Raw genomic sequence first — 25,935 nt, 5'->3', positions numbered from 1 at the left:
GCGATCCGGCGGCGTGGCGGTACGGCGGCGTGGCGACTCGCACTCCCGTGTGTCGCCACGCCGTCACGGCGCCGCCACTGCCTGGCGATCATGCTTGCTGTCCCGCCACGCCGCGTGATCGGATGGCGGCAGCATCGCGTGCCGGTGACGGTCTGCGTCAGGCATGGAGGTGCGGAACCGAAGGGACCGCCCTCCGTGGCTTCCCGTGACGGCGACCGCGCGGTCGCCCTGAGCAGGCAACTCGCGCGAGCGCATGACGAACTGCGTCGCCGCATCCGAGAGATCAGGACGGGTCTGGGACACCGTCGACCGGATGACGACGTGCTGCTCACCCACTGCCTGGCCTTCTGCACCGCGTTGTCCTCGCACCATCAGGGCGAGGACGACGGGCTGTTCGCTCAACTCCGCCGCGAACGCCCGGATCTCGCCCCGACGATCGCGAACCTCGTCGAGGACCACGGACTGATCTCCTCGATCCTGTCCCGGGTGAGCGAACTCGCCGACAAGGCTGCCGGACCGCACGGTTCGGCCCTGGAGGAGATCGGGCGCGAACTCGACGGACTGGCGGCGATCATGGAATCCCACTTCAGGTACGAGGAGCGCACGATCAGCGAGGCGCTCGACGGCCGGACACCTGACACGGACTGGCCCGACCTGGTGTTCGGATTCGGCATGACATGACCCGACGCCGCACCGGACGACCGACCCGAGTGGCGGTCAGCCGGCCGCCGACTCCGAGACCAGGGCGTCGATCGCCCCACGCAGCGCGGCCAGTTCGGCCGGGGTGGGATCGGCCGGTTCGGGCTGCACCAGCGCGGCGGGGTTCACCACGGGGGTGGTGCCCTCGGGACCGGCGGCACCCGCGGCGCGGGCGAGCAGCGCGCTCGTGTCGGGCAGCGGGACGCCGAGGCCCTCGCCGAGCCTCCGCAGTGCGGCCGGGAGCGACGGCGACGGGAAGGGGAAGTCCGCGGGCAGCAGCCCGGCCTGCAGGGTGTGGTCGACGCCGCGGAAGTCCAGGACCCAGTCCTCCCAGCCCGGCAGCGGCCAGTCGTGCACGCCGGCCACGGTCTGCACCGCCCACAGCGAGACGGTGCGGGCCCCCGGGTCGAAGTGGACGCCGCCGTGCGGCATGTCGGTGAGCGCGGGAGTGGCCGACGACGCGGCGATCAGGTCGATCAGGCGGGGGCCGCCCGCGAGATGGTCGACGGGGTCCCAGTCGCTGCCCCACGCGCGGACGCTCCCGTCGGGCAGCCGCAGGGAGGCCACGGTGCACGGCTCGCTGTACTCGCTGGCCGCGAACCCGCGAGGCTCGAAGGTCTCGAACCAGCCCGGCGTACGGGTCAGGTCCCTGCCGAGGCCCAGGTGGTGGGTCAGGTCACCCATGCCGTCGTGCGCGAAGCGGACGTCCCAGCCGGGCCAGGTCCGCGCCAGTACGGAGCGGGTGGCGAGGTGGTCGGCCCAGTCGTCCGTGGCGGCGAACCAGAACAGGGTCCGGCGGTCGTGGTCGACGAGTGCCGCACCCTCGCACCACACGTCGTCGAGCCATTCGTCGATCTCCCGGTGGGTACGGAAGCAGCGCGTCGCCGCGACCGGGCCGGGCAGCAGATCACGGGCCACCCGGTGGGCGGCCCAGTGTGAGTAGTACCGCTGCCAGGCGCCGTTCTCGACCACCACGTACTGCGCTCGTGCTCCCATGATCGTGAGGCTAGCTCCGGCGGACGGCCGGCGCCGAACGAATTTCGGGCGGCCCGGCTCGGGTTCGTCGGCTGGGGGGACGCGGCGCGTGGTGCCCTCCTCTCGCGTCCCGTCCCAGGGCGGCGTGCCGCCCCGCACCGGACGGGCCACGCCACCGCACGCTCTGTTGCGGCGGCGCGGTCGCCCGGCCCCGGATCAGGCGGGCCGCCCGCGGAGTTCGACGAGGGTCGACGCGGTCAGCGGCAGCGGCTCGTCGGACGGGTCGACCAGGACGACCGTGCAGGTCGCGGCGTGGGCGAGTGCGGTGGTGAGGCTGCCGTCGGCGAACTGGGCGAGCGGTCCGCGCGGTGAGCGCCCGACGGCGACGGCACGGGCGTGGACCTCGGCGGCATGCCGGGCGAGGACCCGGCCCGCGGCGGCGTGGTCGCCGACGCTGCCCAGGATCTGACCGGTGGCGGCGAAGCCCTGCGCGGCGAGCCGGTCGAGATGCGCGACGACCGCGGCCCGCGCCTCGTCGAGGGTTTCGGTCTCCGCCGCCGACTCCTCCACGACGGCCGTCCGCTGGACGTGTACCACCTCCAGCGGGCTGCCCGTGTCCCGCGCGAGCCGGGCGGCGGCGTCCACGATGGCCGTGGCCCGCCCGTGGGCACCGACGGCCACGACGACCGGACCCGGTCCTGCCGCGGCCTGCCGCCCGATGGGCGTGAGCGTGGGCACGGCCGGCTCGCCGTCGGCCAGGCGGGCCTCCGCGTCCCGCAGCAGCCGGTGCCCGCTGGCCAGCACCGGGATCGCGAGCAGGAAGGTGCCGGCGCCCAGGTAGAACGGCACGCTCAGGTCGGTCGCGTCGGCCAGCTTCCCGGCGACGTACGGGGCCAGGCCGCCGCCGATGAACCGGAGGAAGCCGTAGGCGGAGGAGGCCACGGGACGCTCGACCGGCGAGACGACCATCACCGCCTGCGTGGTGAGCGTGTTGTTGACGCCGATGAAGATTCCGCTGAGGACGACGGCGACGATCACGACCGTCGGCGTGCCGACGCCCGCCGCGATGACCGCCATCACCGCGCCGAGGCCGACGAGGTTGGCGTACAGCACGGGCGCGGTGCCGAAGCGGGCCTGCAGCCGTGGTGCGAAGAAGACGCTGAAGGCGGCCACCAGCAGCCCCCAGCCGGTGAAGACCAGCCCCAGCTGATGGGCGTCGAGCTCCATCGGGTAGGGCGCGTAGCCGAGCATCGTGAAGAAGCCCCAGTTGTACAGCAGGGCCATGATGCCCATGGTCAGCAGCCCTCGGTGGCGCAGGGCCGTGATCGGTGCCAGCGGCGAGGTGCGGCGCTCCGGCTTGGGCAGTGCGGGCACGAAGGCCAGCGTCGCGACGAGCGCGATCGCCATCAGGACGGCGACGCCGAAGAACGGACCGCGCCAGCTGATGCCGCCCAACTCGCCGCCCAGCAGCGGGCCGACGGCTATACCCAGGCCGAGGGCGGTCTCGTAGAGGATGATCGCCCCGGCGAATCCACCGCTCGCCGAGGCGACGATGACGGCCAGCGAGGTGGCGATGAACAGGGCGTTTCCCAGCCCCCATCCGGCCCGGAAGCCGACGATGCCGTTGATCGAACCGGAAGTGCCGGCGAGCGCGGCGAACACGACGATGATCGCGAGGCCGGTGACGAGGGTGCGCTTGGCGCCGATCCGGCTGGACACCCAGCCGACGATCAGCATGGCGACCGCGGTCACGATCAGGTAGCTGCTGAACAGAAGCGAGACCTGGCTGGGCGAGGCGTGCAGGCTCTCGGCCAGCGCGGGCAGGATCGGGTCCACCAGGCCGATGCCCATGAACGAGATCACGCAGGCGAACGCCACGGCCCACACGGCCTTCGGCTGCCTGAAGGGGCTCGCGGCCCCCTGGTGCGGTGCACTCATCAACGGTCCTCTCTCCGGATGCGGACGGACGGGACGGATGGCTGAACGGGACCAAGGCTGGACGGGACGGAAGGCCGAACGGGGCGGACGCGGGAGGGAGTCGCTCCCTGGGGGTGCGCGGATCCGCAGGCGCCTCAGCCGCGTGCCCGGCGCTCCTCGATCACGCGGGCCAGGGCGGGCAGGGCGAGCCGTACGGCCTGTTGTTCGGGCTCGGTCAGTTCCTCGACCAGTTCCTGGAGGGCGGCGGTGCGTTCGGCGCGGCGCTGCCGGGAGACGGCGAGGCCGGTCGCGGTGATCTTCACGAGGACCCCCCGGCCGTCGGTGCTGTCCGTGTGCCGCGCCACCAGCCCCGCGCGCTCCAGCCGGCCGACGAGCTGGGTCGTCCCCGGCTGAGAGACGCCTTCGGCGCGGGCCAGTTCGGTCAGCCGCAGCGGACCCTCCCGGCCCAGCCGGGCCAGGGCCGAGGAGGCGGCGGTGCTCAGGCCGCCCGCGGTGGCGCTGTGCCGTACATGGCGCACCAACTGCTCGACGGCGGCCATCAGTTGCTCCGGTGCCCCGGCAGCCCGCTCTTCGACCCGGTCATCCATAACCGCATTGTGCATCTAGATGTACTGTGAAACAAAGAGTGGGAGGGGAGAACTTCTTCCGGCGGGACGGTCCTCGTCGCCGTCACAGGTCCACGCGCACGCCCAACCCCCGCGCCCGTGCCATGTCGTAGGCCACCCGGACCGCCGCGACGTCCAGGGCCGCGTGCCCGGTGGACTTGAAGACCGTGAGGGCTCCGGTGTCACCGTCCCGCCCCGGGTGGTCGCCGGCGAGGACGGAGCCCAGGAGGGTGACGGGCCGTCCCGGGGGCAGCTCCTGGAGTTCATGGGCGCCGGCCGGCGGCGGGGACGTGGCCGCGCCGGTCCACTCGGCGAACAGGGCCGAGTCCCGGACCGTGCCGGGGTCCAGTTCGGGACCGTGCGAGCCGCCGACCGAGGAGACATGCACGCCGGGGGAGAGCCACTCCCGGCGGACCACGGGAGCGGTGGCGCCGGTGCAGCAGAACACCACGTCGGCCGCGCGTACCGCGTTCTCGATGCCCGGGGCGGCCCGCGCACCCGGGAACAGTGCGGCCGTCTCACCCACCCGTACCGGGTCGCGTCCCGCCACGACCACCTCCGCCTCCGGCCGGACCGCGGCGAGCAGCGCCACCTGGGCCCGCGCCTGCGCCCCCGTCCCCACCACCGTCACCCTTCCGAGACCGGGCCGGGCGGCCAGGGCCAGCGCACTCCGCGTGGCGGAGGCCGCCGTCCTGACCTCGGTCAGCGCCTCGGCGTCCACCAGCGCGAGAGGCCGCCCGTCGTGCTCGTCGAACAGGACCACGAGCCCCCGGTGGAAACTCCGTCCGGGGTGCCCCGGATCGGCGGTCACCGTCACCAGCTTCGCGGCCAGGCCCAGCCCGGAGACGTACCCCGGCATCGCGCCGAGCAGGCCGGACGGCGTCAGGGCGGCGATCCGCGGCGGAACGGAGACCTCCTCGCGGGCGACGGCGACGAGCGCCCGGCCCACCGCGTCGAGCACGGCGGACGGCTCCAGCGCCGCGGCCGTCTGCCGGCGGTCCAGCACCAGCACGCCGCTCACCGGCCCGCCTCCGCTCCGTCGGCGGTCAGTGCCGCCACCAGTTCATCGGCAGCAGCGGTCAACTCCCGCTCCACCACGGCCAGTTTCGGTCCGTCGAACTCGGTCGCCGGCCCCACCACCGTCAGCGCGCACACCGGCGCCCCGGGGGCGGGCACCACCGCCCGGCTGACGGAGGCCACCAGTTCGTCGTTACGGCCGTGCTCCACGGCGACACCGGTCCGCGCCACCTCGGCCAACTCCCGCGCGATCTCCGCGTCGTCCCCGGGGAGCCGCTCCAGCCACCGGCGCCGCGCCTCCGGTTCGAGTGCGGCGACCAGGGCCAGTGGCCCGGCGAACCGTCGTACGGGCAGCAGTTCGCCCCGCAAATGGCTGATCATGGCGAGCCGTTCGGGTCTGACCACGTCGATCACCCGGCCGCCGCCCTCCTCCAGCACCTGGAGGTTGACCATCAGCGAGGTCGTGGCCGACAGCCGTTCCAGCACCGGACGGGCCAGCGCCGTCAGCGAGTTGCCCGCGGCCGACGCGGACATCCGCAGCACGGCGGCGCCCGGCAGGTACCGGTCGCCGGCCCGCAGCACCCAGCCCCGCCTGACCAGGTCCAGCAGGATCCGGTACGCGGTGGCGCGGTGCAGCCCGACCTCGGCGGCGAGGTCCGTCAGCCGCACGGGGTGCGGCGCGCGCGAGACGGCCTCGACCAGGTCGAGGGCCTTGTCCACGGCCGACCGGGGCGGCCCCGGTGCGACGGGTGCCTCTGGTGCGGCGGGTGCGTCGGGCATGACGGCGGCTCTTCCCTCTCGTCTCGTCCCCGGTGCCGCGACGACCGCGGACCGGCGCTTCCTGTCCGGTACGGGCCCTTGCGGCGGTCCACCGGCTGCAGAGTACAGTTACCTGGATTTTCGCCACACGATACAGCTGTTACGTACCGCGTAACAAAGCAATCCAGCCTCAGTGGACCGAAGGGTGACCATGACCGACCTGCCCCCGGGTGCCCCGACCCCCTGGGCCGCTCCGCCCGCCGGAACCGTCACGGTCTACCGCGGCGCCACCCTCTTCGACGGCACCGGCGGCCCGCTGCGGCCGAACACCACGATCGTCACCGACGGCGCCCGCCTGCACACCGTCGCCGCCGACACCGACCCGCTGCCCCCGCACGCAGCAGGCGCCCGCCAGGTCGACCTCGACGGACGGTTCGTCGTCCCGGGCCTCGTCGACACCCACCAGCACCTGGCCACCCCGCCCGACCGGCCCGTCGCCGAAGCGGTGCTCCGCCGCCTGGTGTACAGCGGGGTCACCGCCGTCCGTGACATGGCCGACGACCTGCGGCACATCGGCGACCTGGCCCGGGCCACCCTGGTCGGCGAGATCCCCGGCCCCGACATCCGCTACGCCGCCCTCATGGCCGGGCCCTCCTTCTTCGACGACCCCCGCACCCACGAGGTCTCCCGCGGTGCCGTGCCCGGTGCCGTCCCCTGGATGCAGGCCGTCACCCCCGGCACCGACCTGCCGATCGCCGTCGCCCTCGCCCGCGGCACCCACGCCGCCGCCGTCAAGGTCTACGCCGACCTGGACGCCGCGACCGTCGCCGCCGTCACCGCCGAGGCACATCGCCAGGGCATCGCCGTCTGGGCACACGCCACCGTCTTCCCGGCCGCGCCCGGCGAGGTCGTCGCCGCGGGCGTCGACAGCGTCTCCCACGTCACCCTGCTCGCCTTCGAGGACCCCACCGAGCCGCTGAGCAGCTACAAGACCAAACCGCCGGTCGACCACGACCGTTTCGCCGCGGGCGACGACCCGAAACTCGCCGCCCTCTTCGCCGAGATGCGCAGCCGCGGCACGGTCCTGGACGCCACCGCCTCCATGTGGACCAGCGACGAACTCCGCGGCGACACCGCCGAGTCCGCCGAACGGGCCGCCCGCAACGCCGAGTTGGCCGCCGCCGTCACCGCCCAGGCGTACCGCGCCGGAGTCGACGTCTGCACCGGCACCGACCACGAGACCGACCCCGGCGACCCCTTCCCCGCCCTCTACGGCGAACTCGCCTTCCTCGTCGGCCGCTGCGGCACCCCCGCCGCCGACGTCCTGCGCTCGGCCACCCTCGTCGGCGCCCGCGCCGCCGGCACCGAGGCGGACATGGGCACCGTCGAACCCGGCAAGCTCGCCAACTTCGCCGTCCTGGAGGAGAACCCCCTCGACGACATCGGCAACCTGCGCACCATCACGTACACCGTCAGACGCGGACACCGCTTCGACCGCGCCGAGTTCGAGAAGGACGCCCAGTGACCGACACCGACACCGACACCGACACCGACTCCGGCATCGCCTTCGGGCGTCCCGTGATCGTCAACGCCCTGGGCCAGCTCGACAACCCCAACACCCCGGCCGCCCGGGCCGCCGCCACCCAGCTCAACCCCGCCAGCGACCAACTCGCGGTCGACGCCCGGGCGATCGCCGACGCCCACGCCTCCGGCCTGACCGCCGTGAACATCACCCTCGGCTACACGATGGGCGACCTGCCGCCGTACGAGCACACCCTCGAAGAGATCGCCGTCTGGGACCGGATCATCGAGGCACACCCCGCCGACCTGCTCAAGGTCCGCACCACCGCCGACATCCACCGCGCACACCGGGAGGGACGGATCGGCGTCGTCTACGGCTTCCAGAACGCCGTCGCCGTCGGCGCGGACCCCGCCCACCTCGACAGCCGGGTCGCGACCTTCGCCGACGCCGGCGTCCGCGTCGTCCAGCTCACCTACAACCAGGCCAACCACCTCGGCGACGGCTCCATGGCTCCCGCCAACCGAGGCCTGACCCCCTTCGGCCGGCAGGCCGTCGAGGTTCTCAACGACCACCGCCTGATGGTCGACCTCTCCCACAGCGGCGAGCGCACCTGCCTGGACGCGGCCCGCCACTCCCGGCAGCCCGTCTCCGTCAACCACACCGGCTGCCGCGCCCTGGCCGACCTGCCGCGCAACAAGACCGACGAGGAACTCCGCCTGGTCGCGGACCGGGACGGGTTCGTCGGCATCTACTTCATGCCCTTCCTCGACGTCACCGGGCAGGCCACCGCCGCCGACGTCGTGGAGCACATCGTGCACGCGGTCGACGTCTGCGGAGAGGACCACGTCGGCATCGGCACCGACGGCACCGTCACCGCCGTGGACGACCTCGACGCCTACCGCGCCACCCTCGCCGAACACGTCGCCGCCCGCTCGGCGGCAGGCGTCGGCGCGGCCGGTGAACGGGCCGACACCTACCCCTTCGTCGTCGACCTCCGCGGCGTCGACCAGTTCCGCGACCTGGTCCGCCTCCTGGAGAAGCGCGGCTACCGCTCCGGGCGCATCGAGAAGATCCTCGGCCGCAACTTCCTCGACTACGCCGACCGGGTCTGGACGGCCTGACGGGGGACCCGGGCGTCAGCCGCCGGCCGACGGGCGGCCGGCTTCGACGGCCGCACCGTCGGCCGCCGCCGTCCCCGGCGCGGACCTGAACCGCCGCGCCGGGCCGGGCTCGCGCAGGGTGCCGAACAACAGCCGGCTGAGCACCGGCATCAGGACCAGCGGTGCCAGCGCCGTCTGCAAGGAGGTGGCGTCGGCGAGGCTGCCGAGGAGCGGGCCGGCCAGGCCGCCGACGCTCACCGTCAGGCCGAGGGTGACCCCGCTCGCCGTGCCGATCCGCGAGGGCAGATAGTCCTGGCCGAGGGTCACCTGGAGCGAGAACGGCACGTACAGGCCGACCGACGTCAGCGCCACGAACAGGTAGAGCGCCGGACCCGGCACCCACACCACACCCGCGACCGCCACCACCGACAGGACGTACGACCAGCGGCAGACGGTCACCCGGTCCCAGCGGCCCGCCAGGGAGCCGCCCAGCACCGAACCGACCGCGCCGCCGAGGTAGAGCACGGTCAGCGCCGCGGAACCGGCGGCGGCCCCGCCACCCGTGCGCTGCCTGGCGTACAGCGAGATGAAGGTGCTCAGGCCGACGAAGGCGATCGACCGGAACACCACGGCCAGCGACAGCCGCACGAAGGACGCCACGTCGTCGGTCCCGCCCGGCCCCGGCACGGCGGCGCCGGAAGCCTTGCCCTCGCGCAGTCCGCGCAGCACCGGCAGGCACAGCGCGGCACCGGCCAGCGCCGGTATCACCAGCAGCGGCGTCCAGCGCAGCCCGCCGCCCGCCACCACCGCGCCCACCATCAGCGGAGCCAGCGCGAACCCGATGTTGCCGCCGGTGGCGAACACCCCCATCGCGCCGTGGCTGCCCCGGCTGGCGAGCCGCGCGACCCGGGCCGACTCGGGGTGGTAGGCGGCCACGCCGATCCCGGACAGCGCCATGAACCCGAGGGTCAGCGCATAGGAGTCGCCCAGCCCGCTGAGCGCCACCCCCGCACCGCCGAGCAGCGTGCTGGCCGGCAGCAGCCAGGGCAGCGGCCGGCGGTCGGTGAGCGCCCCGAACAGCGGCTGCGCCACCGACGACAGCACGGACGCGGCCAGTACGACCCCGGAGGCGACCGCGTACGAATAGCCGCGCTCGGCCACGAAGAACGGCAGCAGCGCCGCGACGGCGCCCTGGTAGATGTCGACACAGCCATGGCCGACGGAGAGCAGAGTGATCGATGAGTTCCTTCGCACCCCGCCATGCTCCGGGCCCGACCACCTGTCGCACTTCCGGTAATCTGCCAAGCGATGACGGAAATCCGCCACGAGACCGTTGCCCCGACCGAGACCCGCCGGCTCGCCGCCGGTCACGAGATCGACGCGCACCGGCACGACGACCACCAGATCGTCTACGCGGGGCGCGGCGTGCTGGCCGTGACGACCGACGCGGGCTCCTGGGTCGCCCCGGGCAACCGCGCCATCTGGGTCCCGGCCGGAACCGTCCACGCGCACCGGGCCTACGGCGAACTCGAACTCCACTTCGTCGGGCTGCCCGCCGGCGAGAACCCCCTCGCACTCGGTACGCCCACCGTCCTCGCGGTCGGCCCGCTGCTGCGCGAGCTGATCATCGCCTACACGAGCGACGAGGACGACGACAGCCCGGAACGGGCCCGCCTGCGCGCCGTCCTGCTCGACCGGCTGCGGGCCTCACCGCAGCAGCCGCTGCACCTGCCCGCCCCCACCGCACCCCTGCTCCGCGAGGTGTGCGCGATCCTGGAGGCCGACCCGGCCGACGGCCGCACCCTCGGGGAACTCGGCCGCACGGTCGGCGCCGGCGACCGCACCCTGTCCCGGCTCTTCCGCGCCGACCTCGGCATGACCTTCCCGCAGTGGCGCACCCAGCTGCGCCTCCAGCACGCCCTGGTCCTGCTCGCCGACCGGATGCCGGTGACGGCGGTGGCCCACGCGTGCGGCTGGTCGTCGGCCAGCGCCTTCATCGACGCCTTCCGCCGCGCCTTCGGCCACACCCCGGGCTCCCACCGCGACGGCCCCTGAACCAGGCGTGCCTCCGGAGGCCGGCCGGGGCGACGGGTACGCCCGCCGCCCCGGCCGGCCCGCGCTCACTGGCCGGGCGCGAGGATGTACGTGTTGAGGGTGCCCACCGCGGTCAGCGGGGTGGGCGACCCGGTGTCGTACCGGTCCACGGCCACGTAGTTGGGCTTCTTCCGGGCGGCGGGAGTGCAGAAGTTCTGCGCCCGGTTGAGGATCTTGCCGTTGTCGGTGGTGGCGGTACCGGCGATGGGGTAGTCCCGGAAGTGGTTCATCACGAACAGCGGGTGGAAGGCGGACGAGTCCGTGGTCAGCGGCCTGTCGGTGCCCCACCGGCTGTAGCAGGACCAGTCGGAGGAACCGAGGCCGGCGCCCATGGACCAGTAGTTCTCCACGGTCCACTCCCGCTGGTACATCACCCCGAACGTGTCGCGGGTGGCATACCCGTTGGCGGTGTCGCTCGCCCGGGTCCGGTCGCTGAAGACCAGCAGCTGCTTGCCGCGGGCCGCGAGGTCGGCCATGGTGGGCCACCCCTTAGCGGCGACGCCGTCCTGGTCGGGCCGGTACAGCACGTCGTACAGGCCGTTGACCGAGGCGAGGGACGACTTCAGCACGTCGGAGGAGGCGTAGTCCTCCAGGAACACGGTGGCGAACTGGCCGGGGTTGGCCTTGAGGAAGTCCACGATGCGCTGGAGGTCGGTGGCGAGCGGGACCGGGTTGCTCACCCCGTCGCAGCTGTTGTGGCACAGCACGGCCTGCCCGGAGACCGTGTAGTCGTCGAGCATGAAGCCCCGCACGCCGTCGGAGAGCTGACGGCTGATCCCGTAGTTCTGGTTGGGGAACAGACTGACCGGGAAGGACGCGAAGTTGCCGTCCGAGCCGTTGGCGAAGGCGTTGTGGGCGGTCAGGAAGGTCACCTGGTCGAGGGTCCGGGTGTCCGCGGAGGGCATCGCCGTGGTGGCGTAGGAGACCGGGGTGAGATACCAGCGGGCGAGGTCGCCTGAGGAGCCGACCTGCACGGCGGCGGAGTCCGACGACGATCCGGTGAGGTACTGCGAGGTGCCGGGGACGGTGACGGAGTAGGTGCTGCCGGTACCGGCGGTGACCGTCCAGGTGGTGCCGTCGGCACCGCAGGCGGCGGTGACCGCGGCGGTGCCGCTGCGTCCGAGGCAGGTGCCGGACTCGTCGGCGTTCTGGAGCTGGTACCCACCGCTGACCGCGACGGCGGTCCACTGCTGGTGGTCTTCGTTGCCCTTGGGGTTGTGCGCGGCGACGGTGCCGCCGCTGTCGGCGGCGTTGAGGCCGGTGACGTAGTTCTGCAGGTAGACCGAGGAGGTGGGGACCGCGGCCGACGCGGTGCCCGGCAGGAACACGGGCGCCGACAGGGCGAGGACGGCGGAACAGCAGAGGACGCGCAGGGGACGCAGACGCACGGGATATCCCTTCGCCGTGACAGGAGTTGCCGATGTGACAGAGCCATGAATTACCCGCTGGTAGGTGTGGAGCGCCAGTGCTGTCGCCTGAATTCCGCGTCAACCGAAGAAACTTGACGCTCCGTCACCGCTGTGCCGGTCCCCACCCGCGCCCGGCCGGTGCGGCAGGGACTGGACTCGGCGCTCCCCGGCACCGATCGTTGGCGTATGAACGATCACCGCACGGCCCCCGCCGCCTCTGCCGCCCCCTCCGAGGCCGAGGAGATCCGCCTCTTCCGGGAACGACACGGCCTGGCCGGGCTGATCGACATCCACACCCACTTCATGCCCGAACGGGTCCTGCACAAGGTCTGGAACTACTTCGACACCAACGGACCACTGATCGGCGACCTGGAGTGGCCCATCACCTACCGGAAGGAGGAGGCCGAACGCACCGCTCTCCTCAGGGAGTTCGGCGTCCGCTCCTTCACCTCGATGCTCTACCCGCACAAGCCCGGCATGGCGCCCTGGCTCAACGCGTGGGCCGCCGACTTCGCCCGCCGTACCCCCGACTGCCTGCACACGGCGACCCTCTTCCCCGAGCCCGGCGTCGAGACGTACGTCCGGGCGGCCGTCGAGGCGGGCGCCCGGGTGTTCAAGGCACATGTGCAGGTGGGCGCGTACGACCCGGCCGACCAGCTCCTCGACGGGGCCTGGGGACTGCTGGCCGACGCAGGGGTTCCCGTCGTGATCCACTGCGGCTCCGGTCCCGCCCCCGGCAAGCACACCGGCCCCGGGCCGGTCGCGCGGGTACTGGCCCGGCACCCGAGGCTGCGGCTGATCATCGCGCACATGGGGATGCCGGAGTACGAGGAGTTCGCCGGCCTCGCCGAGCGGTACGGGGAGGTGCGGCTGGACACCACGATGGCGTTCACGGACTTCACCGAGCGGTTCATGCCGTTCCCGCCCGGGGCCCTGCCCCGGATCGCCGCCCTCGGCGACCGCGTCCTGCTCGGCTCCGACTTCCCCAACATCCCCTACCCCTACGTGCACCAGCTCCACGCCCTGGAGCGGCTGGAGCTCGGCGAGGAGTGGCTGCGGGCGGTGTGCCACGACAACGCGGCAGGCCTGTTCGACCTGTGACCGTGCCCGTCCACCGCGGGGCGGCGGAGCGCCGGGCCGGCAGGTTCAGTCCTGCGCCGCCCTGGGCGCCGCGACGACCACGACGCCCGCCTCCTGCCTCTCGAACAGGCTCACCAGCTCGGGCAGCGCGACCGGGCCGTCGCTGTGCCCGACGCTGTGGTCGATCAGCAGCACGGGTTGCTGGAAACCATCCCGTTCGGCGGGCACGAAGTCGGTGACGGTCTCCCGGCGCACGAGGACGACACGGCCGTCGTCCAGGGGATCGCGGGGCAGGCGGTCGAGGTGCGCACGCAGCGCGGCCGGATGCGCGGCCAGTTCCTGGGCGAGCACGTCCCGGCGGGCCAGCAGGGAGACGGCGAGCCGGTTCCCGGTCCGCTCGTACCGGGCCGCAAGATCCTCCGGCAGCAGGTAGAACACCCCCTCCTCGCCCTCGTGCCCCCGGTTCAGCAGCATGCGGGCCATCCGCTCGGCCGAATCGCCGGACGTCTGGTCGAGGTCGAGGACCACTTCCCGGGTGTCCGGGTCGAGGGAGGGGATCGCGCTGATCCACATGCGGGCGGGGCCGTCCATGCCCGGCATTCAAGCACACCGCCGTACCCGGTCCGGCGGGCCCGCTCAGTCCCCGACGAACCGCACCGTCTCGGTGACTTCGGCCCGCCCGGTACGCACCCGTGGCGCGCCCTCCTCCTCGAAGCCCACCGCGACACCGCACAGCAGCACGAGCCGGTCGCCGGCGCCCACCAGCCGGTTGACGGTCCGGCGGTACATGGTCCACATCACCTGCGGGCAGCTGTGCAGGCCCTCGGCCCTCAGCAGCAGCATGACCGTCTGGAGGTACATCCCGGCGTCCGCCCACTGCCCGGGCCCCATCGCCCGGTCGAGGTAGCAGAACAGCACGAGGGGCGCGCCGAACGCCTGCGTGTTCAACGCGGCGATCTTCACGGGCCGTTGCGGGTCCTGGCGCTTGATGCCCAGCGCCGCGTACCGCTGCGCGGCTGCGGCGGCGAAGCGGTCCGCATACGGGGCGGCCGGCTCGGCCGGGTACATCGGGTACTCCCGCTCGTCGCCCGGGTCGCCGGCCAGCGCCCTGGCCGTGGCCTGCCGCTTCAGCTCGGCCAGCGGCTCGCCGGACACCACGTACACCTGCCAGGGCTGGAGGTTTCCGCTCGACGGCGCCCGCGAGGCCGCGGCCAGGACCCGTGCCAGCACCTCCCTGGGCACCGGCCGCTCGCTGAACGCCCGTACGGCCCGGCGGCTGTCCACCGCCACGTACACATCCACGCCGACTCGGCCTTTCGGGAACGTCGCAACGGGCTGGGAAAGCCCGCAAGCGACTGCGGGGCACTGGAAACCAGTGGAAGCCACTGGAGACTAAGGGAGTTCGACGCTGATGACGGTGCGCAGCATCCCGCGCAGGTGATCCGGCATGTCGATGGTGTCCGGGCTGAGCAGCCACTGGACCTGGAGGCCGTCCATGTAGGCGACCAGGTCCGCGGCCAGGTGCGAGGTGTCCGCATGAGGGCGCAGCAGCCCGCGCCGCGCCAGGTCGTCGACGGCCGCCTGCATCTCGTGGCGGGTGCGTTCGTAGCGCGCGACGAAGTACGGGCGTGCCGGGTGGTCCGCCGCGGTGGCCTCGCTGGACAGCACCGCGAACAGGCTCACGATGAGCGGGTTGGCCTGGTTGTGCGCGACGAGCCTGATCATCGCGGCGAAGTAGGCGAGGCCGTCCTGGCTGAGTGCGCCCGACTCCAGGAAGTGCTCGCCGTCCTGGCGGTCGCGTATGTCCAGTACCGCCTCCAGGAGCGACTCCTTGGTCGGGAAGTGGTGCAGCAGGCCCGCGCGTGAGACACCGCAGGCGGCGGCGAGCTGCACCATGCTGGCGTTGCGGTAGCCGACCTGCCCGAACGCGGTGAACGCGGCCTCGATGATCTGGGCGCGCCGGCGTTCCCCCTTGGGGTAGTTCCGTGGAGCCGCGGTCGGCCGCGCCGTTTCCCTTGCCATGAACGAGATGCTAACGACCTCTAGAAACCAGCACCCCTGTCGGTATTCTGTTTCACGGCCGTCCGCCACGAGAGGAGTTCCCCTTGTCGACACCACAGTTGTCGGTTCAGCTCTACTCCGTACGCCAGGCCCTTGAGGCCGACGAAGACGCCGCCCTCGGCCGTCTGGCCGCCCTGGGACTGACCAACGTCGAGGCCTTCGGCTTCACGCACCGCGCGGCCGAGCTCGCCGACGCGCTCGCCCGGCACGGACTGTCCGCGCGCACCGCACACGCCGGCTTCCTGTCGCCCGACGGCGCGACGGGGACCGACCTCGACGACACGTTCCGGGCCGCCCGGCGGCTGGGCGTGGACATCCTCTTCGACCCGTTCGTGCCCGCGTCCCGGTGGGCCGACGAGAAGGAGATCGCCCGCACCGCCGCCCTTCTGAACGAGGCCGCCGAGCGTGCCGCCGGACACGGACTCCGGGTCGGCTACCACAACCACTCCCAGGAGTTCGTGCACACCGTCGGCGGCGTCAACGCCTTCGACCGCTTCGCGGACCTCCTGAACCCGGAAGTCGCCCTGGAGATCGACCTGTTCTGGGCCGCGGCCGGCGGCAACGACGTCGTCGCCCTCCTCGACCGGCTGGGCCCCCGGGTGCGTGCCGTGCACGTGAAGGACGGACCCGTCATCGACGACCCGTTCACCTCGGGCGCCCCCTTCGACCCCGCCGACACCCGCCAGGTTGCGGCCGGACGGGGGCAGGTCCCGCTGGCCGCCTCACTGGCCGCGGCCACGCACGCCGAGTACGCCGTCATCGAGTTCGACCACTACGCGGGCGACATCTTCGAGGGCATCGCGACCGGCATCTCCTACCTGAAGGCGAAGGGCATCGCCTGATGACGGCACGCGGCCCGGTCGGTGTCGGTGTCATCGGCGCCGGCAACATCAGCGACCAGTACCTGACCAGCCTCACCCGCTACCCCGACCTGCACGTGGCCGTCGTGGGCGACCTCGACACCGCGCGTGCCGAGACCCAGGCACGCGCGTACGGCGTCAAGGAGTGGGGAACCGCCGCCGACGTCCTCGCCCACCCGGACGCCGAGATCATCGTCAACCTGACCCTGCCCGCCGTGCACGCCGAGGTCAGTTCGGCGATCCTCGCGGCGGGCCGGCACGTCTGGTCCGAGAAGCCCGTCGCCCTGGACCGCGCCGACGCGCGAGCCCTGCTCGACCAGGCCGCCGCGGCGGGCCTGCGGGTCGGGGTCGCCCCCGACACGATCCTCGGCCCCGGCCTCCAGACGGCCCTGCGCGCGATCGCCCGCGGCGACATCGGCACCCCGCTGTCCGCGCAGACCGTCATGCAGTACGCGGGACCCGACCTGTGGCACCCGAACCCGGAGTTCCTGTTCGCGAGGGGCGCCGGCCCCCTCTTCGACATGGGCCCCTACTACCTCACCGCCCTGGTCTGCCTGTTCGGGTCGGTCTCCCGGGTCGCCGCCCTCGGCTCGACCGCCCGCGCGGTGCGGACCGTACGGAGCGGGGACCGCACGGGCGCCGAGTTCACCGTCGCCGTACCCACCCATGTCTCCGCGCTCACGCAGTTCGAGAGCGGCGGGGTCGGTCAGAGCGTCTTCAGCTTCGACTCCCCGCTCGCCCGCACCGGGTACGTCGAGATCACCGGCACCGAGGGCACCCTGGTCCTGCCCGACCCCAACACCTTCGCCGGCGAGGTCAGGATCACGCGCGTGACGCAGCGGGGCCGCGAGCCGGAGTGGGAGACCGTTCCGTCCGTCGGCGTCGAGGGCGGCCGGGGCCTGGGCGTCCTCGACATGGCACGGGCCGTCCGCGGCGGGGGCCTGCACATCGCCAGTGGCGAACTCGGCTACCACGTCCTGGACGCCATGATCTCCATCGACGAGGCCGTCACCTCCGGCCAGACCGTCCGCGTCGGCAGCACGGCGCCCGCGATACCGCTCGTCCCCGAGGACCGGGACCCCTACGGAGCCACCCTCTGACCGCGACCCCGGCGCCGCGCTCGCGGACCGTGCCCAACTGCTCGGCTCTCACAGGTGATTGACGGGGAGATCGGGAGGCTGCTTCACTGGTCCAGTGGCTGAGCCACTGGACCTACAAGTCGCTGGACCTACAAGTCGCTGAACCAGTGGGCCGCCAGACCGGTGAGCCGCTGGAGCACTGACCGAAGCCTGGGAGATCCTCCGTGGCCGTCGAGAGCATTCCGCGCCGAACCGTGGTCGACCTGCTGGAAGCACGGCTGCGTGAGGACATCCTCAGCGGCACGCACGGCCCCGGGGCCCTGCTGCCCCCCGAGCGGGAGCTGGCCGCCGGGTACGGGGTCACCCGTACGACGCTGAAGCACGCGCTGACGCGGCTGGAGCAGGCGGGACTGCTGAGCACCCGGCACGGCATCGGCACACGCGTCCTGGACTACCTGCGGATCGGCGGCGCCGACCTGCTTCCGATGCTGGCGGCACAGGACCCCGCGTGGCTGCGGGAGGTCTTCGAGGTGCGCCGGCACATCGGCACCCTGATCGCGGGCCGCGCGGCCGACCGGCGTACGGACCGCCAGGCCCGTCGGCTGGAACACCTGCTGCGTCAGGTCGCGGACGGCCCGGACGCCGACGCCGTTCAGCTCGCCGACGTGGAAGTGCACCGCGAACTGGCGCGGGCCACGGGCAACCGGGTCTATCTGCTCCTCACGAACACGCTGTTCAACGCCTACCTTCCGGTTCGGACCGCGCTGCGGACGCCGTTCGAGGACGCCGCGCGGGCGGCGGACCGCCTCACGCCGGTGGTACGGGCCGTGGCCGGCCGGGACGTCGCGGAGGCGCGGCGCGCGGCGGAGACGTATCTGGCCGACACCGAGAAGATCATGCTCGCTTCGCTGAGCAGCCCTCGCGGACGGCCACCCGCCGACAGCCCCCGGTAGAGCCGCGCTCCCCGCCAGTGACTCCGGCCGCGGTGCGGCCCCGCTCATGCGTATGTGCATGCCCGTTCATCTCCCGCTTTCATGTCTGTCATGTACCGGACAACGGCGGGACCCGGGCTCGACCCCCCATGACGGCCGCCCGTTCACCGTGGGCGCGGCGGCGACCGACAACACAAGGAGCATGGTGAGCAGATCAAGCAGGAGACGCGCCGTCCTCATCGGCATGATGCTGTCCGCGGTCATCGGCGGCTCCGTCCAGCCGGCGGTCGCGGCGCCGGTGCGGGACGCCGGGGACCAGGCCACGACGTTCCGGAAGTCCCCGGTGTGGTCCACCGAACAGGAGATCGCGCGGGCACTGTCCACCTCGCTGAGCGACCCGCAGTGGCGCGAACAGGTCCGGACGGCCGCCCTCGGCACCGGGGACGTGGACCTTCAGGCGCTGACCGGCGGGACGACCGCCGCCCCGGACGGCAGGAACCTGCACGCCTCCGTCTCGGCCGCGAACCGACGCATCGCGGGCCTGAAGGGCCTGCCCGCGTCGACCGGTTCGCTGCTGCGCGTCCGGCTGGGCGCGCCGTCCATGCGCTCGCGGCTGAACGCCGACGTCACCCCGTGGATCGCCGTCGCCGCGCCCGACGACCACGCCGAGAACATCACGGCGTACGACAGCCGCGGCCACGCCCACACGGTCGGCACCGCGCGCGTCCCCGACCGCCCGCTGTACATCCTGGACATCGACGTCACCAAGGCCCACCGGGCCGGCCTGAAGGTGCTGCAGAAGGCCTTCGCCGACAAGGGCCTGACCTCCCTCCCGTCGAAAGCGGCGAACAGCGCGCAGGCCGCGAGCGCGGCGGGCTGGTGGGCGACCAAGGTCACGGCCGTCGAGGTGAACGACGACCAGGAGCCCTGGTTCAAGGGCGCCGCCGAGATGTTCTCGCTGGTGACCGGCTTCGGCCAGGACGGCACGGCACGCGTCGACTCGGTGGACATGCCCTACCTGGACTACGACGGCACCGTCTACTACCCGAACCAGATCCTGGTCAACTGGTCCAACTACAAGTACAACCTGGCCGACGTCGTCATGATGGAGGACGACGACGGCACCAACTACCGCGCACTGGCACAGGCGATCACCACCGCGCTGCTCACCGTCACCGACCAGGGCACCTACATCCCGCTGGTGAACGCGGTCCTCAGCGCGATCCCCGACAGCTGGTTCACCGACGACCCCGACTACGTGGAGTCCTGGTACACCCTCGCCCAGAACTCCACGGGCCGCCTGAACGGCGCCTCGGGCAACGGCTGGATGACCGTCGAGCCGTACTTCGTCCAGGAGTTCTAGCCCCCTGCCCCCGAGCGCGGACCGGCTGCCGCACGCCGACGAACGCACCGGTCCGCCCCGGGGACACGGCCCTCAGGAGCCGTGCGTGACCGCCATGGTGTCCCAGAGCGAGCACTGGTGCTCCGCGGAGACCTGGTCGTCGCCGACCGGCACACTCCTGCCTCCCGCCCGCAGCGACAACGTCAGCCCCTTGCCGTTGTGGTAGGCGGGCCAGGCGGGCTGCCGGGCGACGTGCGGCCGGCCGGTCTTCGTGAAGGCGCCCCAGTACTGCGTCATCTCGCGGGCCAGCCGGCGCTCGCCGGCGTTGAACAGCGGAGCGATCGGCGTGCCGTTGTCGAAGCTGGGCCAGATGTAGGCGAGTTCCGCGGCGTGGCCGGCGCCCCAGACGTAACCGGGGATCTGCGTCAGGCCGGGGCCGGTCCGGTGGTCGAACTCGTACGCATACGTGGGGGTGTAGCGCGCGAAGGTGCGGACGAGCGAGCGTTGCCCGCAGCCGCCGATCCCGGCGATCAGCCCCGAGTCGGTCATGACCGCGCCGACCAGGTACGCCGCCGTGTACGCGTCGGACGTCCCGGGCCAGGGATAGCGGGCGAGGACCTCGTCGGCGCGGTCCCCGGCGACGCCCTGGACGAAGGCGAGGTAGGCCTCCTTGCCCGCCCCTATGTAGCCCTGGGCGAAGGTGCGGCCCTCGTCACGGTTGGCGCCGACGACCAGCGGCACCCGGGCGAACCGCCCGCTGTCCACGGCCTCGCGTACGTTGACCGGGAACGTCGGCGTCCCGTCCACGAAGGCGGCCGAGAAGGTCCGGCTCGCGTCGAGGAGCGAACCCGCCGAAGCCGACCGCAGGCAGCCGAGGACGGCCGTCTGGTCGGTGCCGTCGCAGCCCGCCTGGCGGGCGAACGCCGTTCCCCCGGTCTCGGCCTGAGCCTGCGGCTCGCTGGGACAGGAACCGCTCTGGATCACGGCGCGGGCGAACAGACCGCGCGAGCCCGGCGACACCAGATGTCCGCAGACCGACCAACCGCCCGCGGACTCCCCGTCGATGGTGACCGCGGCGGGGTTCCCGCCGAAGGCCGCGATGTTGCGCTGCACCCAGCGCAGCGCGGCCTGCTGGTCCATGAAGCCGTAGTTGCCGGACTCGCCGCCCTCCTCGGTGAGGGCGGGCAGCGAGAGGAAGCCGAAGGCACCGAGCCGGTAGTTGAGCGAGACGCCGATGACTCCCGTCTCCCGTACGAGCTTCGACTCGTCGTTCTGCGCCCCGCTGCCGTTGGTCAGGCCGCCGCCGTGGATGAACACGTGCACGGGAAGGCGGGCCCCGGCCCGCACTCCCGCCGGCCGCCACACGTTGACGTCGAGACAGTCCTCGGTCTCGCTGCGCGGGCCGTTGCCGCTGGGCAGCACCGGGCAGGGGTTGCCGAAGGCGGTGGCCTCCCGGACCCCGGTCCAGCGTGCCGCAGGCCGCGGCGGCTTCCAGCGCAGGGAACCGGCGGGAGCCGCCGCGTAGGGGATGCCGAGGAACCGTTCGACACCGCGGGAGACGGCGCCGCGCACGGCGCCCTTGTCGGTGGACACCACGGTCGGCGCACTCGCGGACGCAGTTGCGGACGCCGTCGCGGGCAGCAGCCCGACGGCGGCCATGGACAGGACCAGCGCGCCGCCCAGGGCAGCACGGATTCTGCTCGCAGTCATGGGGACCTCTCTGGCGGGACGCCGGCCGCGGCGGTGCGGCCGGCACGCGGGGTGGTGCGGGGGAGGAACCGGGCGGTCAGCGGGTGACGCCGACGCTGCCGTGCAGGGGGAGCGTCCGTGACGAGGAGCCCACCCACACGTCCCGTTTCCCGGTACCGAGCGCCCAGGCGTGGGAGGCGGTGTCCCAGTACTTCAGCTGCTGGGCGTCGACCCGGATGCGCACGGTCTTCGACTGACCCGGGCGCAGCCGCACCTTCTGGTAGCCGCCGAGCGAGCGCACCGCCTGCGGCGCCGTGGTCCCCGGGCTCGCGCCGACGTAGACCTGGGCGACCTCGGCACCGGCGCGGGTGCCGGTGTTCTTCAGGGTGAACGAGACGGTCAACGCGCCATGACTCTGCCGTACCGCGAGGTCGCGGTAGGCGAAGGAGGTGTACGACAGCCCGTAGCCGAAGGGGAAGAGCGGAACGGCCCCCTCCTTGTCGTACCAGCGGTAGCCGACGTAGATGCCCTCGGAGTAGTTCTCCTGGTCGCCCACTCCCGGGTACCTGAGCGGGTCGCCGGCCACCGGTGTCCCGGACTCGCTCGCGGGGAACGTCTGGGTGAGCTTGCCCGAGGGGTTCACGTCTCCGAAGAGCAGCCCGGCGGTGGCCTCGGCCCCGTTCTCCCCGGGGTAGTACATGTCGAGCACCGCCTTGACCTTGGACAGCCACGGCATGGTGATCGACGACCCGGTGTTGAGGACGACGATCGTGTTCGGGTTGGCGTCGGCGACGGCGGAGATGAGCCCGTCCTGGTCGGCCGGCAGGGAGAGGTCCTTCCGGTCGAAGCCCTCGGTGCCGTCGTCGTAGGCGAAGACGACGGGGGTCCTCACCTGGCGGGCCAGGGCCACCGCCTCCTCTCGCGCCGCCTGCGCGGCCTGCGGGGTGATCCAGCTCAGCCGGACCTTCGTCGGTCCGCCCTGGATCGCGAGGGCACCGGCCTCAAGGCTGTGCGTGCCCGCCGTGAGGTGCACCGTGGCACTGCTGGAGCCCAGGAAACCGGTGATGACACTGTTCCCGTCGATCTTCAGCACGCCGTACGCCGCGGGAAGGTCGAAGACGAAGGAGTAGTCGCCGTCGGCCGGCACGGTGAGGGTGCCGCTGTAGTAGAAGGAGGTGTCCGGTGTGACGGGGATCGAGCCGTCCGCGTCGACCGGCAGGGCGGGGCTGAGGGCCGAGGCGGGGACGGGGACGCCGGTGTTGTCGCCGCCGGCCGCGTAGCGCACGGTGGCGTGCCGGCCGGCCCGCGCGGTGATGGCGTCCAGCGGCGAGGCCGCGGAGTCCGGTACGACGTTGGAGCTGCCGCCGCCGGTGACCTTCGGTGTCCTCGCGGTCGGGCCGATGAGTCCGATGCTGGTGTCCTTGCCGGTCAGCGGAAGCGCTCCGCCGGTGTTCTTCAGCAGGACCGCGCCGGATTCGGCCACCTTCTGGGCGACTTTCGCGCCGCCTTTCGGATCGCGTGCGGGCCGTCGGGTCGCCGCGCCGTCGAGGAGGCCGAATTTCGCCATCTGCTCCAGAATGCGCGCGACCGAATCATTCAGGGCCGAGACCGGAATGCTGCCGTCGGATATCGCGGTCTTGAGCGCGTCGCCCAGGAAGACGCCGCTCGGCATCTCCTGGTCGAGGCCGTTCACGATGTCGGTCGTGGCGTGGGCCGCGCCCCAGTCCGACATGACCCAGCCCGCGAACCCCCACTGCTCCTTGAGGATCGAGTTCAGCAGTTCGTCGCTGGCGCAACCGTGGCTGCCGTTCACCGAGTTGTACGAGCACATCACCGCCCCGGCGCCGGCCTTGACAGCGGACTCGAAGGCGGGCAGCTCGATCTGACGGAGGGTCTGCTCGTCGACGTTGACGTTCACCCCCATGCGGTTGTCCTCCTGGTTGTTCTCCGCGTAGTGCTTGACGGTGGCGATCAGGCCCTGGCTCTGGACGCCCTCGACCTCGCCGGCGACCATGCGGGAGCTGAGCAGCGGGTCCTCGCTGAAGGTCTCGAAGTTCCGCCCCGCGTACGGGACCCGGATGGTGTTCGTCATGGGCGCGAGCAGGACGTCCTGGCCGAGCGCACGGCCGTCGCGGCCGACGGTCCGGCCGAACTCCCGGGCCAGTTGGTCGTCGAAGGACGAGGCCAGTGCGACCGGAGCCGGCATCGCGGTGGCGTGCTCGTTGACCCGGACGCCCGCCGGGCCGTCGGTGAGGCGCAGTTCGGGGATCCCGAGGCGGGGCACCCCGGGGATGTACCCGGCCTGCCCGAGCGCCTGCGGATCGGTACCGCCGTGGACGAAGGACAGCTTCTCGTCCAGCGTCATCCGGGCGACGAGGGCGGCGACGCGCGCGGACACCCTGACGGTCACACCCGAGCTGCCCGCGCCCGAGGCGGTGGGAGCCACGAGTGCGCTCCCGGCCAGGAGGGCCGCGCTCACTCCCGCGATCAGCGCCGTACGGCGTAAACGGCCGCCGCGGCGTCGTACCGATCTCCGATCGGGCTTCATACGGACTCCCCTCACCACTGAAGTGCTCGACGATTTATGTTTCCGCTGGACAGAATTCGAGTCGAAGCAGGTGGCTCTATAAAAGATCGAACGTTCAAGGAGGTTAAATTCGCACATTCGATGCGTCAACCCTCTGGAATTCCGTTCCTGCCAGACATAAATTGACGCTCCCACGAGGGAGGTGACACGTGTCTCCACGTGACGAGGTCCTGACCCATGTCCGGCGGCACGGGAGTGCGTCGCGCCCCGAACTGCAGACGGCGCTCGGCATCAGTCGTCCCGTCGTCGCGGCCGTGGTCCGCGACCTCCTCGCCGCGGAGCTGCTGACCGAGCACCAGGGGGAGAACACGGGCGGCCGTGGGCGCCCCGGACGCCGCCTCCGGCCGCGCTATCCGGCAGGCGCGGTCGTCGGGGCGGACGTCAGCCACCGGCATCTCACCGTCGCCGCGGCCACACTCGACCTGACCGTCCGGGCCGAGCGGCGGGTGGCGATCGACGTGGACACCCGGCCGACCGCGGCCCTGGACATCACTGCGGACATGATCCGGCGCACGGTCGAGGAGGTCCGGTCCACGGTCGACGGGCCCGTCAAGGCGTGCGTCGTCGGCATACCGGGGCCGCTGGACATGAGCAAACGGGCGATCGCCTCGCCCACCATCCTGTCCAGCTGGTCCGGGCTCGATCTGGCGGCCGAGCTGGGCTCCCGGACGGGACTGACGGTCTCCCTCGACAACGACGCGAATCTCGGCGCCCTCGCCGAGCACCGCCACGGTGCGGCCGGCAGCCGCGGCAACCTCATCTACGTCAAGGCGTCCGACGGGATCGGAGCGGGTCTCATCGTCCACGGGATCCCGGTCAGCGGCAGCTTCGGGGCCGCGGGCGAGATCGGGCACACCCAGGTGATCCCGGACGGCGACTGGTGCCGGTGCGGGAACCGCGGCTGCCTGGAGACCATCGTCTCGGTCCGCCAGGTGCTCCAGCAGGTCCGGCACTTCTACCCGGGCGACACCGACCTGCGGTCCCGGCTGCCGGAGATCGCCCACCACCCGGTGGCCCGGAAGATCTTCGCCGAGTCGGGCCGCACCCTCGGCCGCGTCCTCGCCAACCTGTGCGCACTGCTGGACCCCGCCGCCGTCATCATCGGCGGCGAGATGAGCCAGGCGGGCGAGGTGTTCGTCGACGGAGTCCGCGACTCGATCGAGCGGCTCGCCCAGCCGGGTTTCGACAGCCGCGTCCTGGTCGCCGCGTCCGCCCTCGGCACCCGCGCCGAGCTGATCGGAAGCCTCACGCTCGCCCGGGACATCGCCCTGCGCGGCGGAATCCGGCAGACCGGGAGCTGACCGGCGAGGGACGGGCCCTCGTACGGGCCGTCGTACGGGCCCCGAGCGGGTCCTGCGCGACCATGGGACACCCGCCGCCCGTCGCCCGCGGTCGTCGCCGACGAGGTCAGGGGCTCTGCCCGCAGGCCGGAGGGAGGCCCGCCGTACCATCGAAGGGCGATCGGCGGCTTTCGTGGCGCGGTCCCGCACCCGCGCAGTGCCCGTGCCACGCGAACAGCAACGCGGTCACCGACGGGGTCGGCCCGGGCCGGGAGCTGATACCAGGGACAGGCAAGGATGAGCGAGCAGAGCAACCCCACCGCCACGACGGGTATGACGGACACGACGGTCAAGGCGTTCGCACCGGACGGTCCCACACTGCGCCGCCGCCACCGGCGGGCGGTCGGGCAGTTCGCCCTGTGCGTGTTCGTGCTCGTCCCCTGGACCGTCTACCTGGCCGTCTCGCTGCCCGATCGCTTCGAGGCGCGCTACTGGCCGATGGTGTGGGTGGGCTTCGACGTCCTGCTGCTGGTGTCGCTGGTCGGTGCCGGGCTGGCGGTCTGGCTGAGGCGGCAGGCCCTGATCCCGTTGTCCTTCGTGGCGGCCACGCTGCTGGTCTGCGATGCCTGGTTCGACGTTTCCCTGAGCTGGGGCCGGGACGACGTGTGGGGAAGCATAGCCTCGGCCGTACTGGTGGAACTGCCGCTCGCCGTCCTGCTCGTCATGCGGGCGCGCCGGGTGCTCAAGGTCTCGGCCCGGCTGGCCTGGGAGGGACTGGGCCTGGCAGGCGAACCTCCACCGCTGTACAAGATGCCGCTGTTCGTCACCCTGGCGTCCTCGGGCACCGTCCGCTTGGACTTCAAGGCGGCCGACGACGCCTGACGGCGTCCGGCCTCTATGTGTCCTG

At 72.5% G+C, this 25,935-nt stretch carries 23 protein-coding genes; 11 read left to right on the top strand and 12 right to left on the bottom strand.

Annotation, left to right across the window (positions count from 1 at the left end):
• Positions 1-195: 195 nt before the first annotated feature.
• Positions 196-681 (top strand): hemerythrin domain-containing protein, encoded by a 486-nt coding sequence (locus AB0D74_RS29740; RefSeq protein ID WP_362593683.1) that lies wholly within the window; start codon positions 196-198, stop codon positions 679-681.
• A 36-nt stretch (positions 682-717) separates the two neighbouring features.
• Here the strand turns inward: AB0D74_RS29740 and AB0D74_RS29735 are convergent, their stop codons facing one another.
• From AB0D74_RS29735 to AB0D74_RS29715, 5 genes are all read right to left on the bottom strand, one after another.
• A complete protein-coding gene (locus AB0D74_RS29735; RefSeq protein ID WP_362593680.1) occupies positions 718-1,695 on the bottom strand; it encodes a hypothetical protein in 978 nt (325 codons plus the stop codon).
• A 195-nt stretch (positions 1,696-1,890) separates the two neighbouring features.
• Positions 1,891-3,612: an MFS transporter gene (locus AB0D74_RS29730; protein ID WP_362593677.1), complete on the bottom strand. Its 1,722-nt coding sequence runs from the start codon at positions 3,610-3,612 to the stop codon at positions 1,891-1,893.
• 134 nt (positions 3,613-3,746) lie between these two features.
• The gene (locus AB0D74_RS29725; protein ID WP_362593674.1) at positions 3,747-4,199 is read right to left on the bottom strand and encodes a MarR family transcriptional regulator; all 453 of its coding nucleotides are present in this window, start codon (positions 4,197-4,199) and stop codon (positions 3,747-3,749) included.
• 82 nt (positions 4,200-4,281) lie between these two features.
• Positions 4,282-5,238, bottom strand: coding sequence for an ornithine cyclodeaminase family protein (locus AB0D74_RS29720; RefSeq protein ID WP_362593672.1), 957 nt, complete (start codon positions 5,236-5,238; stop codon positions 4,282-4,284).
• On the bottom strand, positions 5,235-6,014 hold the full coding sequence (locus tag AB0D74_RS29715; protein ID WP_362593669.1) for a helix-turn-helix domain-containing protein: 780 nt from the start codon (positions 6,012-6,014) through the stop codon (positions 5,235-5,237). The genes AB0D74_RS29720 and AB0D74_RS29715 overlap by 4 nt, the downstream gene beginning before the upstream one ends.
• 190 nt (positions 6,015-6,204) lie before the next feature.
• On the opposite strand from AB0D74_RS29715, the gene AB0D74_RS29710 reads away from it, so the two are divergent.
• A complete protein-coding gene (locus tag AB0D74_RS29710; protein ID WP_362593667.1) occupies positions 6,205-7,518 on the top strand; it encodes an amidohydrolase family protein in 1,314 nt (437 codons plus the stop codon).
• Entirely contained in the window at positions 7,515-8,636 is a 1,122-nt protein-coding gene (locus AB0D74_RS29705; RefSeq protein WP_362593664.1) for a membrane dipeptidase, read from the top strand. Before AB0D74_RS29710 ends, AB0D74_RS29705 begins: the two co-directional genes overlap by 4 nt.
• Before the next feature lie 15 nt (positions 8,637-8,651).
• On the opposite strand, the gene AB0D74_RS29700 is transcribed toward AB0D74_RS29705, so the two are convergent.
• Positions 8,652-9,869: an MFS transporter gene (locus tag AB0D74_RS29700; protein WP_362593662.1), complete on the bottom strand. Its 1,218-nt coding sequence runs from the start codon at positions 9,867-9,869 to the stop codon at positions 8,652-8,654.
• A gap of 54 nt (positions 9,870-9,923) precedes the next feature.
• Here AB0D74_RS29700 and AB0D74_RS29695 point away from each other — a divergent pair, with 54 nt between their 5' ends.
• A complete protein-coding gene (locus AB0D74_RS29695) occupies positions 9,924-10,670 on the top strand; it encodes a helix-turn-helix transcriptional regulator (protein ID WP_362593659.1) in 747 nt (248 codons plus the stop codon).
• A 65-nt stretch (positions 10,671-10,735) separates the two neighbouring features.
• Here the strand turns inward: AB0D74_RS29695 and AB0D74_RS29690 are convergent, their stop codons facing one another.
• A complete protein-coding gene (locus AB0D74_RS29690; protein ID WP_362593741.1) occupies positions 10,736-12,091 on the bottom strand; it encodes an RICIN domain-containing protein in 1,356 nt (451 codons plus the stop codon).
• A gap of 213 nt (positions 12,092-12,304) precedes the next feature.
• Between AB0D74_RS29690 and AB0D74_RS29685 the strand changes: the two genes are divergently transcribed.
• Entirely contained in the window at positions 12,305-13,219 is a 915-nt protein-coding gene (locus AB0D74_RS29685) for an amidohydrolase family protein (RefSeq protein WP_362593656.1), read from the top strand.
• Between the two features lie 45 nt (positions 13,220-13,264).
• Here AB0D74_RS29685 and AB0D74_RS29680 read toward each other — a convergent pair whose 3' ends face one another.
• The 3 genes from AB0D74_RS29680 to AB0D74_RS29670 form a co-directional block, all read right to left on the bottom strand.
• Positions 13,265-13,789: a hypothetical protein gene (locus AB0D74_RS29680; protein WP_362593653.1), complete on the bottom strand. Its 525-nt coding sequence runs from the start codon at positions 13,787-13,789 to the stop codon at positions 13,265-13,267.
• A 45-nt stretch (positions 13,790-13,834) separates the two neighbouring features.
• Positions 13,835-14,500 carry a nitroreductase gene (locus AB0D74_RS29675; RefSeq protein WP_362593650.1) on the bottom strand — a complete coding sequence of 222 codons (666 nt, stop codon included), beginning with the start codon at positions 14,498-14,500 and terminating at the stop codon, positions 13,835-13,837.
• A 90-nt stretch (positions 14,501-14,590) separates the two neighbouring features.
• Positions 14,591-15,220, bottom strand: coding sequence for a TetR/AcrR family transcriptional regulator (locus AB0D74_RS29670; RefSeq protein ID WP_362593648.1), 630 nt, complete (start codon positions 15,218-15,220; stop codon positions 14,591-14,593).
• 83 nt (positions 15,221-15,303) lie between these two features.
• On the opposite strand from AB0D74_RS29670, the gene AB0D74_RS29665 reads away from it, so the two are divergent.
• From AB0D74_RS29665 to AB0D74_RS29650, 4 genes are all read left to right on the top strand, one after another.
• A complete protein-coding gene (locus AB0D74_RS29665) occupies positions 15,304-16,101 on the top strand; it encodes a sugar phosphate isomerase/epimerase (protein WP_362593645.1) in 798 nt (265 codons plus the stop codon).
• A complete protein-coding gene (locus AB0D74_RS29660) occupies positions 16,101-17,219 on the top strand; it encodes a Gfo/Idh/MocA family oxidoreductase (protein ID WP_362593642.1) in 1,119 nt (372 codons plus the stop codon). The genes AB0D74_RS29665 and AB0D74_RS29660 overlap by 1 nt, the downstream gene beginning before the upstream one ends.
• A gap of 203 nt (positions 17,220-17,422) precedes the next feature.
• Positions 17,423-18,151, top strand: a complete 729-nt coding sequence (locus AB0D74_RS29655; RefSeq protein WP_362593639.1) for a GntR family transcriptional regulator — start codon at positions 17,423-17,425, stop codon at positions 18,149-18,151.
• Between the two features lie 181 nt (positions 18,152-18,332).
• Entirely contained in the window at positions 18,333-19,493 is a 1,161-nt protein-coding gene (locus tag AB0D74_RS29650; protein WP_362593637.1) for a DUF3103 family protein, read from the top strand.
• Positions 19,494-19,565: 72 nt separating this feature from the next.
• On the opposite strand, the gene AB0D74_RS29645 is transcribed toward AB0D74_RS29650, so the two are convergent.
• Positions 19,566-21,182, bottom strand: coding sequence for a carboxylesterase family protein (locus tag AB0D74_RS29645; protein ID WP_362593634.1), 1,617 nt, complete (start codon positions 21,180-21,182; stop codon positions 19,566-19,568).
• Positions 21,183-21,258: 76 nt separating this feature from the next.
• The gene (locus tag AB0D74_RS29640; protein WP_362593632.1) at positions 21,259-23,607 is read right to left on the bottom strand and encodes a glycoside hydrolase family 3 C-terminal domain-containing protein; all 2,349 of its coding nucleotides are present in this window, start codon (positions 23,605-23,607) and stop codon (positions 21,259-21,261) included.
• Between the two features lie 290 nt (positions 23,608-23,897).
• On the opposite strand from AB0D74_RS29640, the gene AB0D74_RS29635 reads away from it, so the two are divergent.
• Together AB0D74_RS29635 and AB0D74_RS29630 are read left to right on the top strand one after the other, a co-directional pair.
• Positions 23,898-25,049, top strand: coding sequence for an ROK family protein (locus AB0D74_RS29635; RefSeq protein WP_362593629.1), 1,152 nt, complete (start codon positions 23,898-23,900; stop codon positions 25,047-25,049).
• Positions 25,050-25,325: 276 nt separating this feature from the next.
• A complete protein-coding gene (locus AB0D74_RS29630; protein ID WP_362593626.1) occupies positions 25,326-25,910 on the top strand; it encodes a hypothetical protein in 585 nt (194 codons plus the stop codon).
• Positions 25,911-25,935: the final 25 nt, after the last annotated feature.

The sequence above is a fragment of the Streptomyces sp. NPDC048278 genome (assembly GCF_040652195.1).
GTDB lineage: Bacteria > Actinomycetota > Actinomycetes > Streptomycetales > Streptomycetaceae > Streptomyces.
This window is presented reverse-complemented; position numbering and strand designations above follow the sequence as displayed.

Bases quoted from the DNA above. Each gene is read 5' to 3' on its own strand.
- AB0D74_RS29735 (WP_362593680.1), bottom strand. From the start codon at position 1,695: ATGGGAGCACGAGCGCAGTACGTGGTGGTCGAGAACGGCGCCTGGCAG.
- AB0D74_RS29660 (WP_362593642.1), top strand. From the start codon at position 16,101: ATGACGGCACGCGGCCCGGTCGGTGTCGGTGTCATCGGCGCCGGCAAC.
- AB0D74_RS29725 (WP_362593674.1), bottom strand. From the start codon at position 4,199: ATGGATGACCGGGTCGAAGAGCGGGCTGCCGGGGCACCGGAGCAACTG.
- AB0D74_RS29630 (WP_362593626.1), top strand. From the start codon at position 25,326: ATGAGCGAGCAGAGCAACCCCACCGCCACGACGGGTATGACGGACACG.
- AB0D74_RS29715 (WP_362593669.1), bottom strand. From the start codon at position 6,014: ATGCCCGACGCACCCGCCGCACCAGAGGCACCCGTCGCACCGGGGCCG.
- AB0D74_RS29670 (WP_362593648.1), bottom strand. From the start codon at position 15,220: ATGGCAAGGGAAACGGCGCGGCCGACCGCGGCTCCACGGAACTACCCC.
- AB0D74_RS29645 (WP_362593634.1), bottom strand. From the start codon at position 21,182: ATGACTGCGAGCAGAATCCGTGCTGCCCTGGGCGGCGCGCTGGTCCTG.
- AB0D74_RS29710 (WP_362593667.1), top strand. From the start codon at position 6,205: ATGACCGACCTGCCCCCGGGTGCCCCGACCCCCTGGGCCGCTCCGCCC.
- AB0D74_RS29730 (WP_362593677.1), bottom strand. From the start codon at position 3,612: ATGAGTGCACCGCACCAGGGGGCCGCGAGCCCCTTCAGGCAGCCGAAG.
- AB0D74_RS29685 (WP_362593656.1), top strand. From the start codon at position 12,305: ATGAACGATCACCGCACGGCCCCCGCCGCCTCTGCCGCCCCCTCCGAG.
- AB0D74_RS29695 (WP_362593659.1), top strand. From the start codon at position 9,924: ATGACGGAAATCCGCCACGAGACCGTTGCCCCGACCGAGACCCGCCGG.
- AB0D74_RS29680 (WP_362593653.1), bottom strand. From the start codon at position 13,789: ATGGACGGCCCCGCCCGCATGTGGATCAGCGCGATCCCCTCCCTCGAC.
- AB0D74_RS29650 (WP_362593637.1), top strand. From the start codon at position 18,333: ATGGTGAGCAGATCAAGCAGGAGACGCGCCGTCCTCATCGGCATGATG.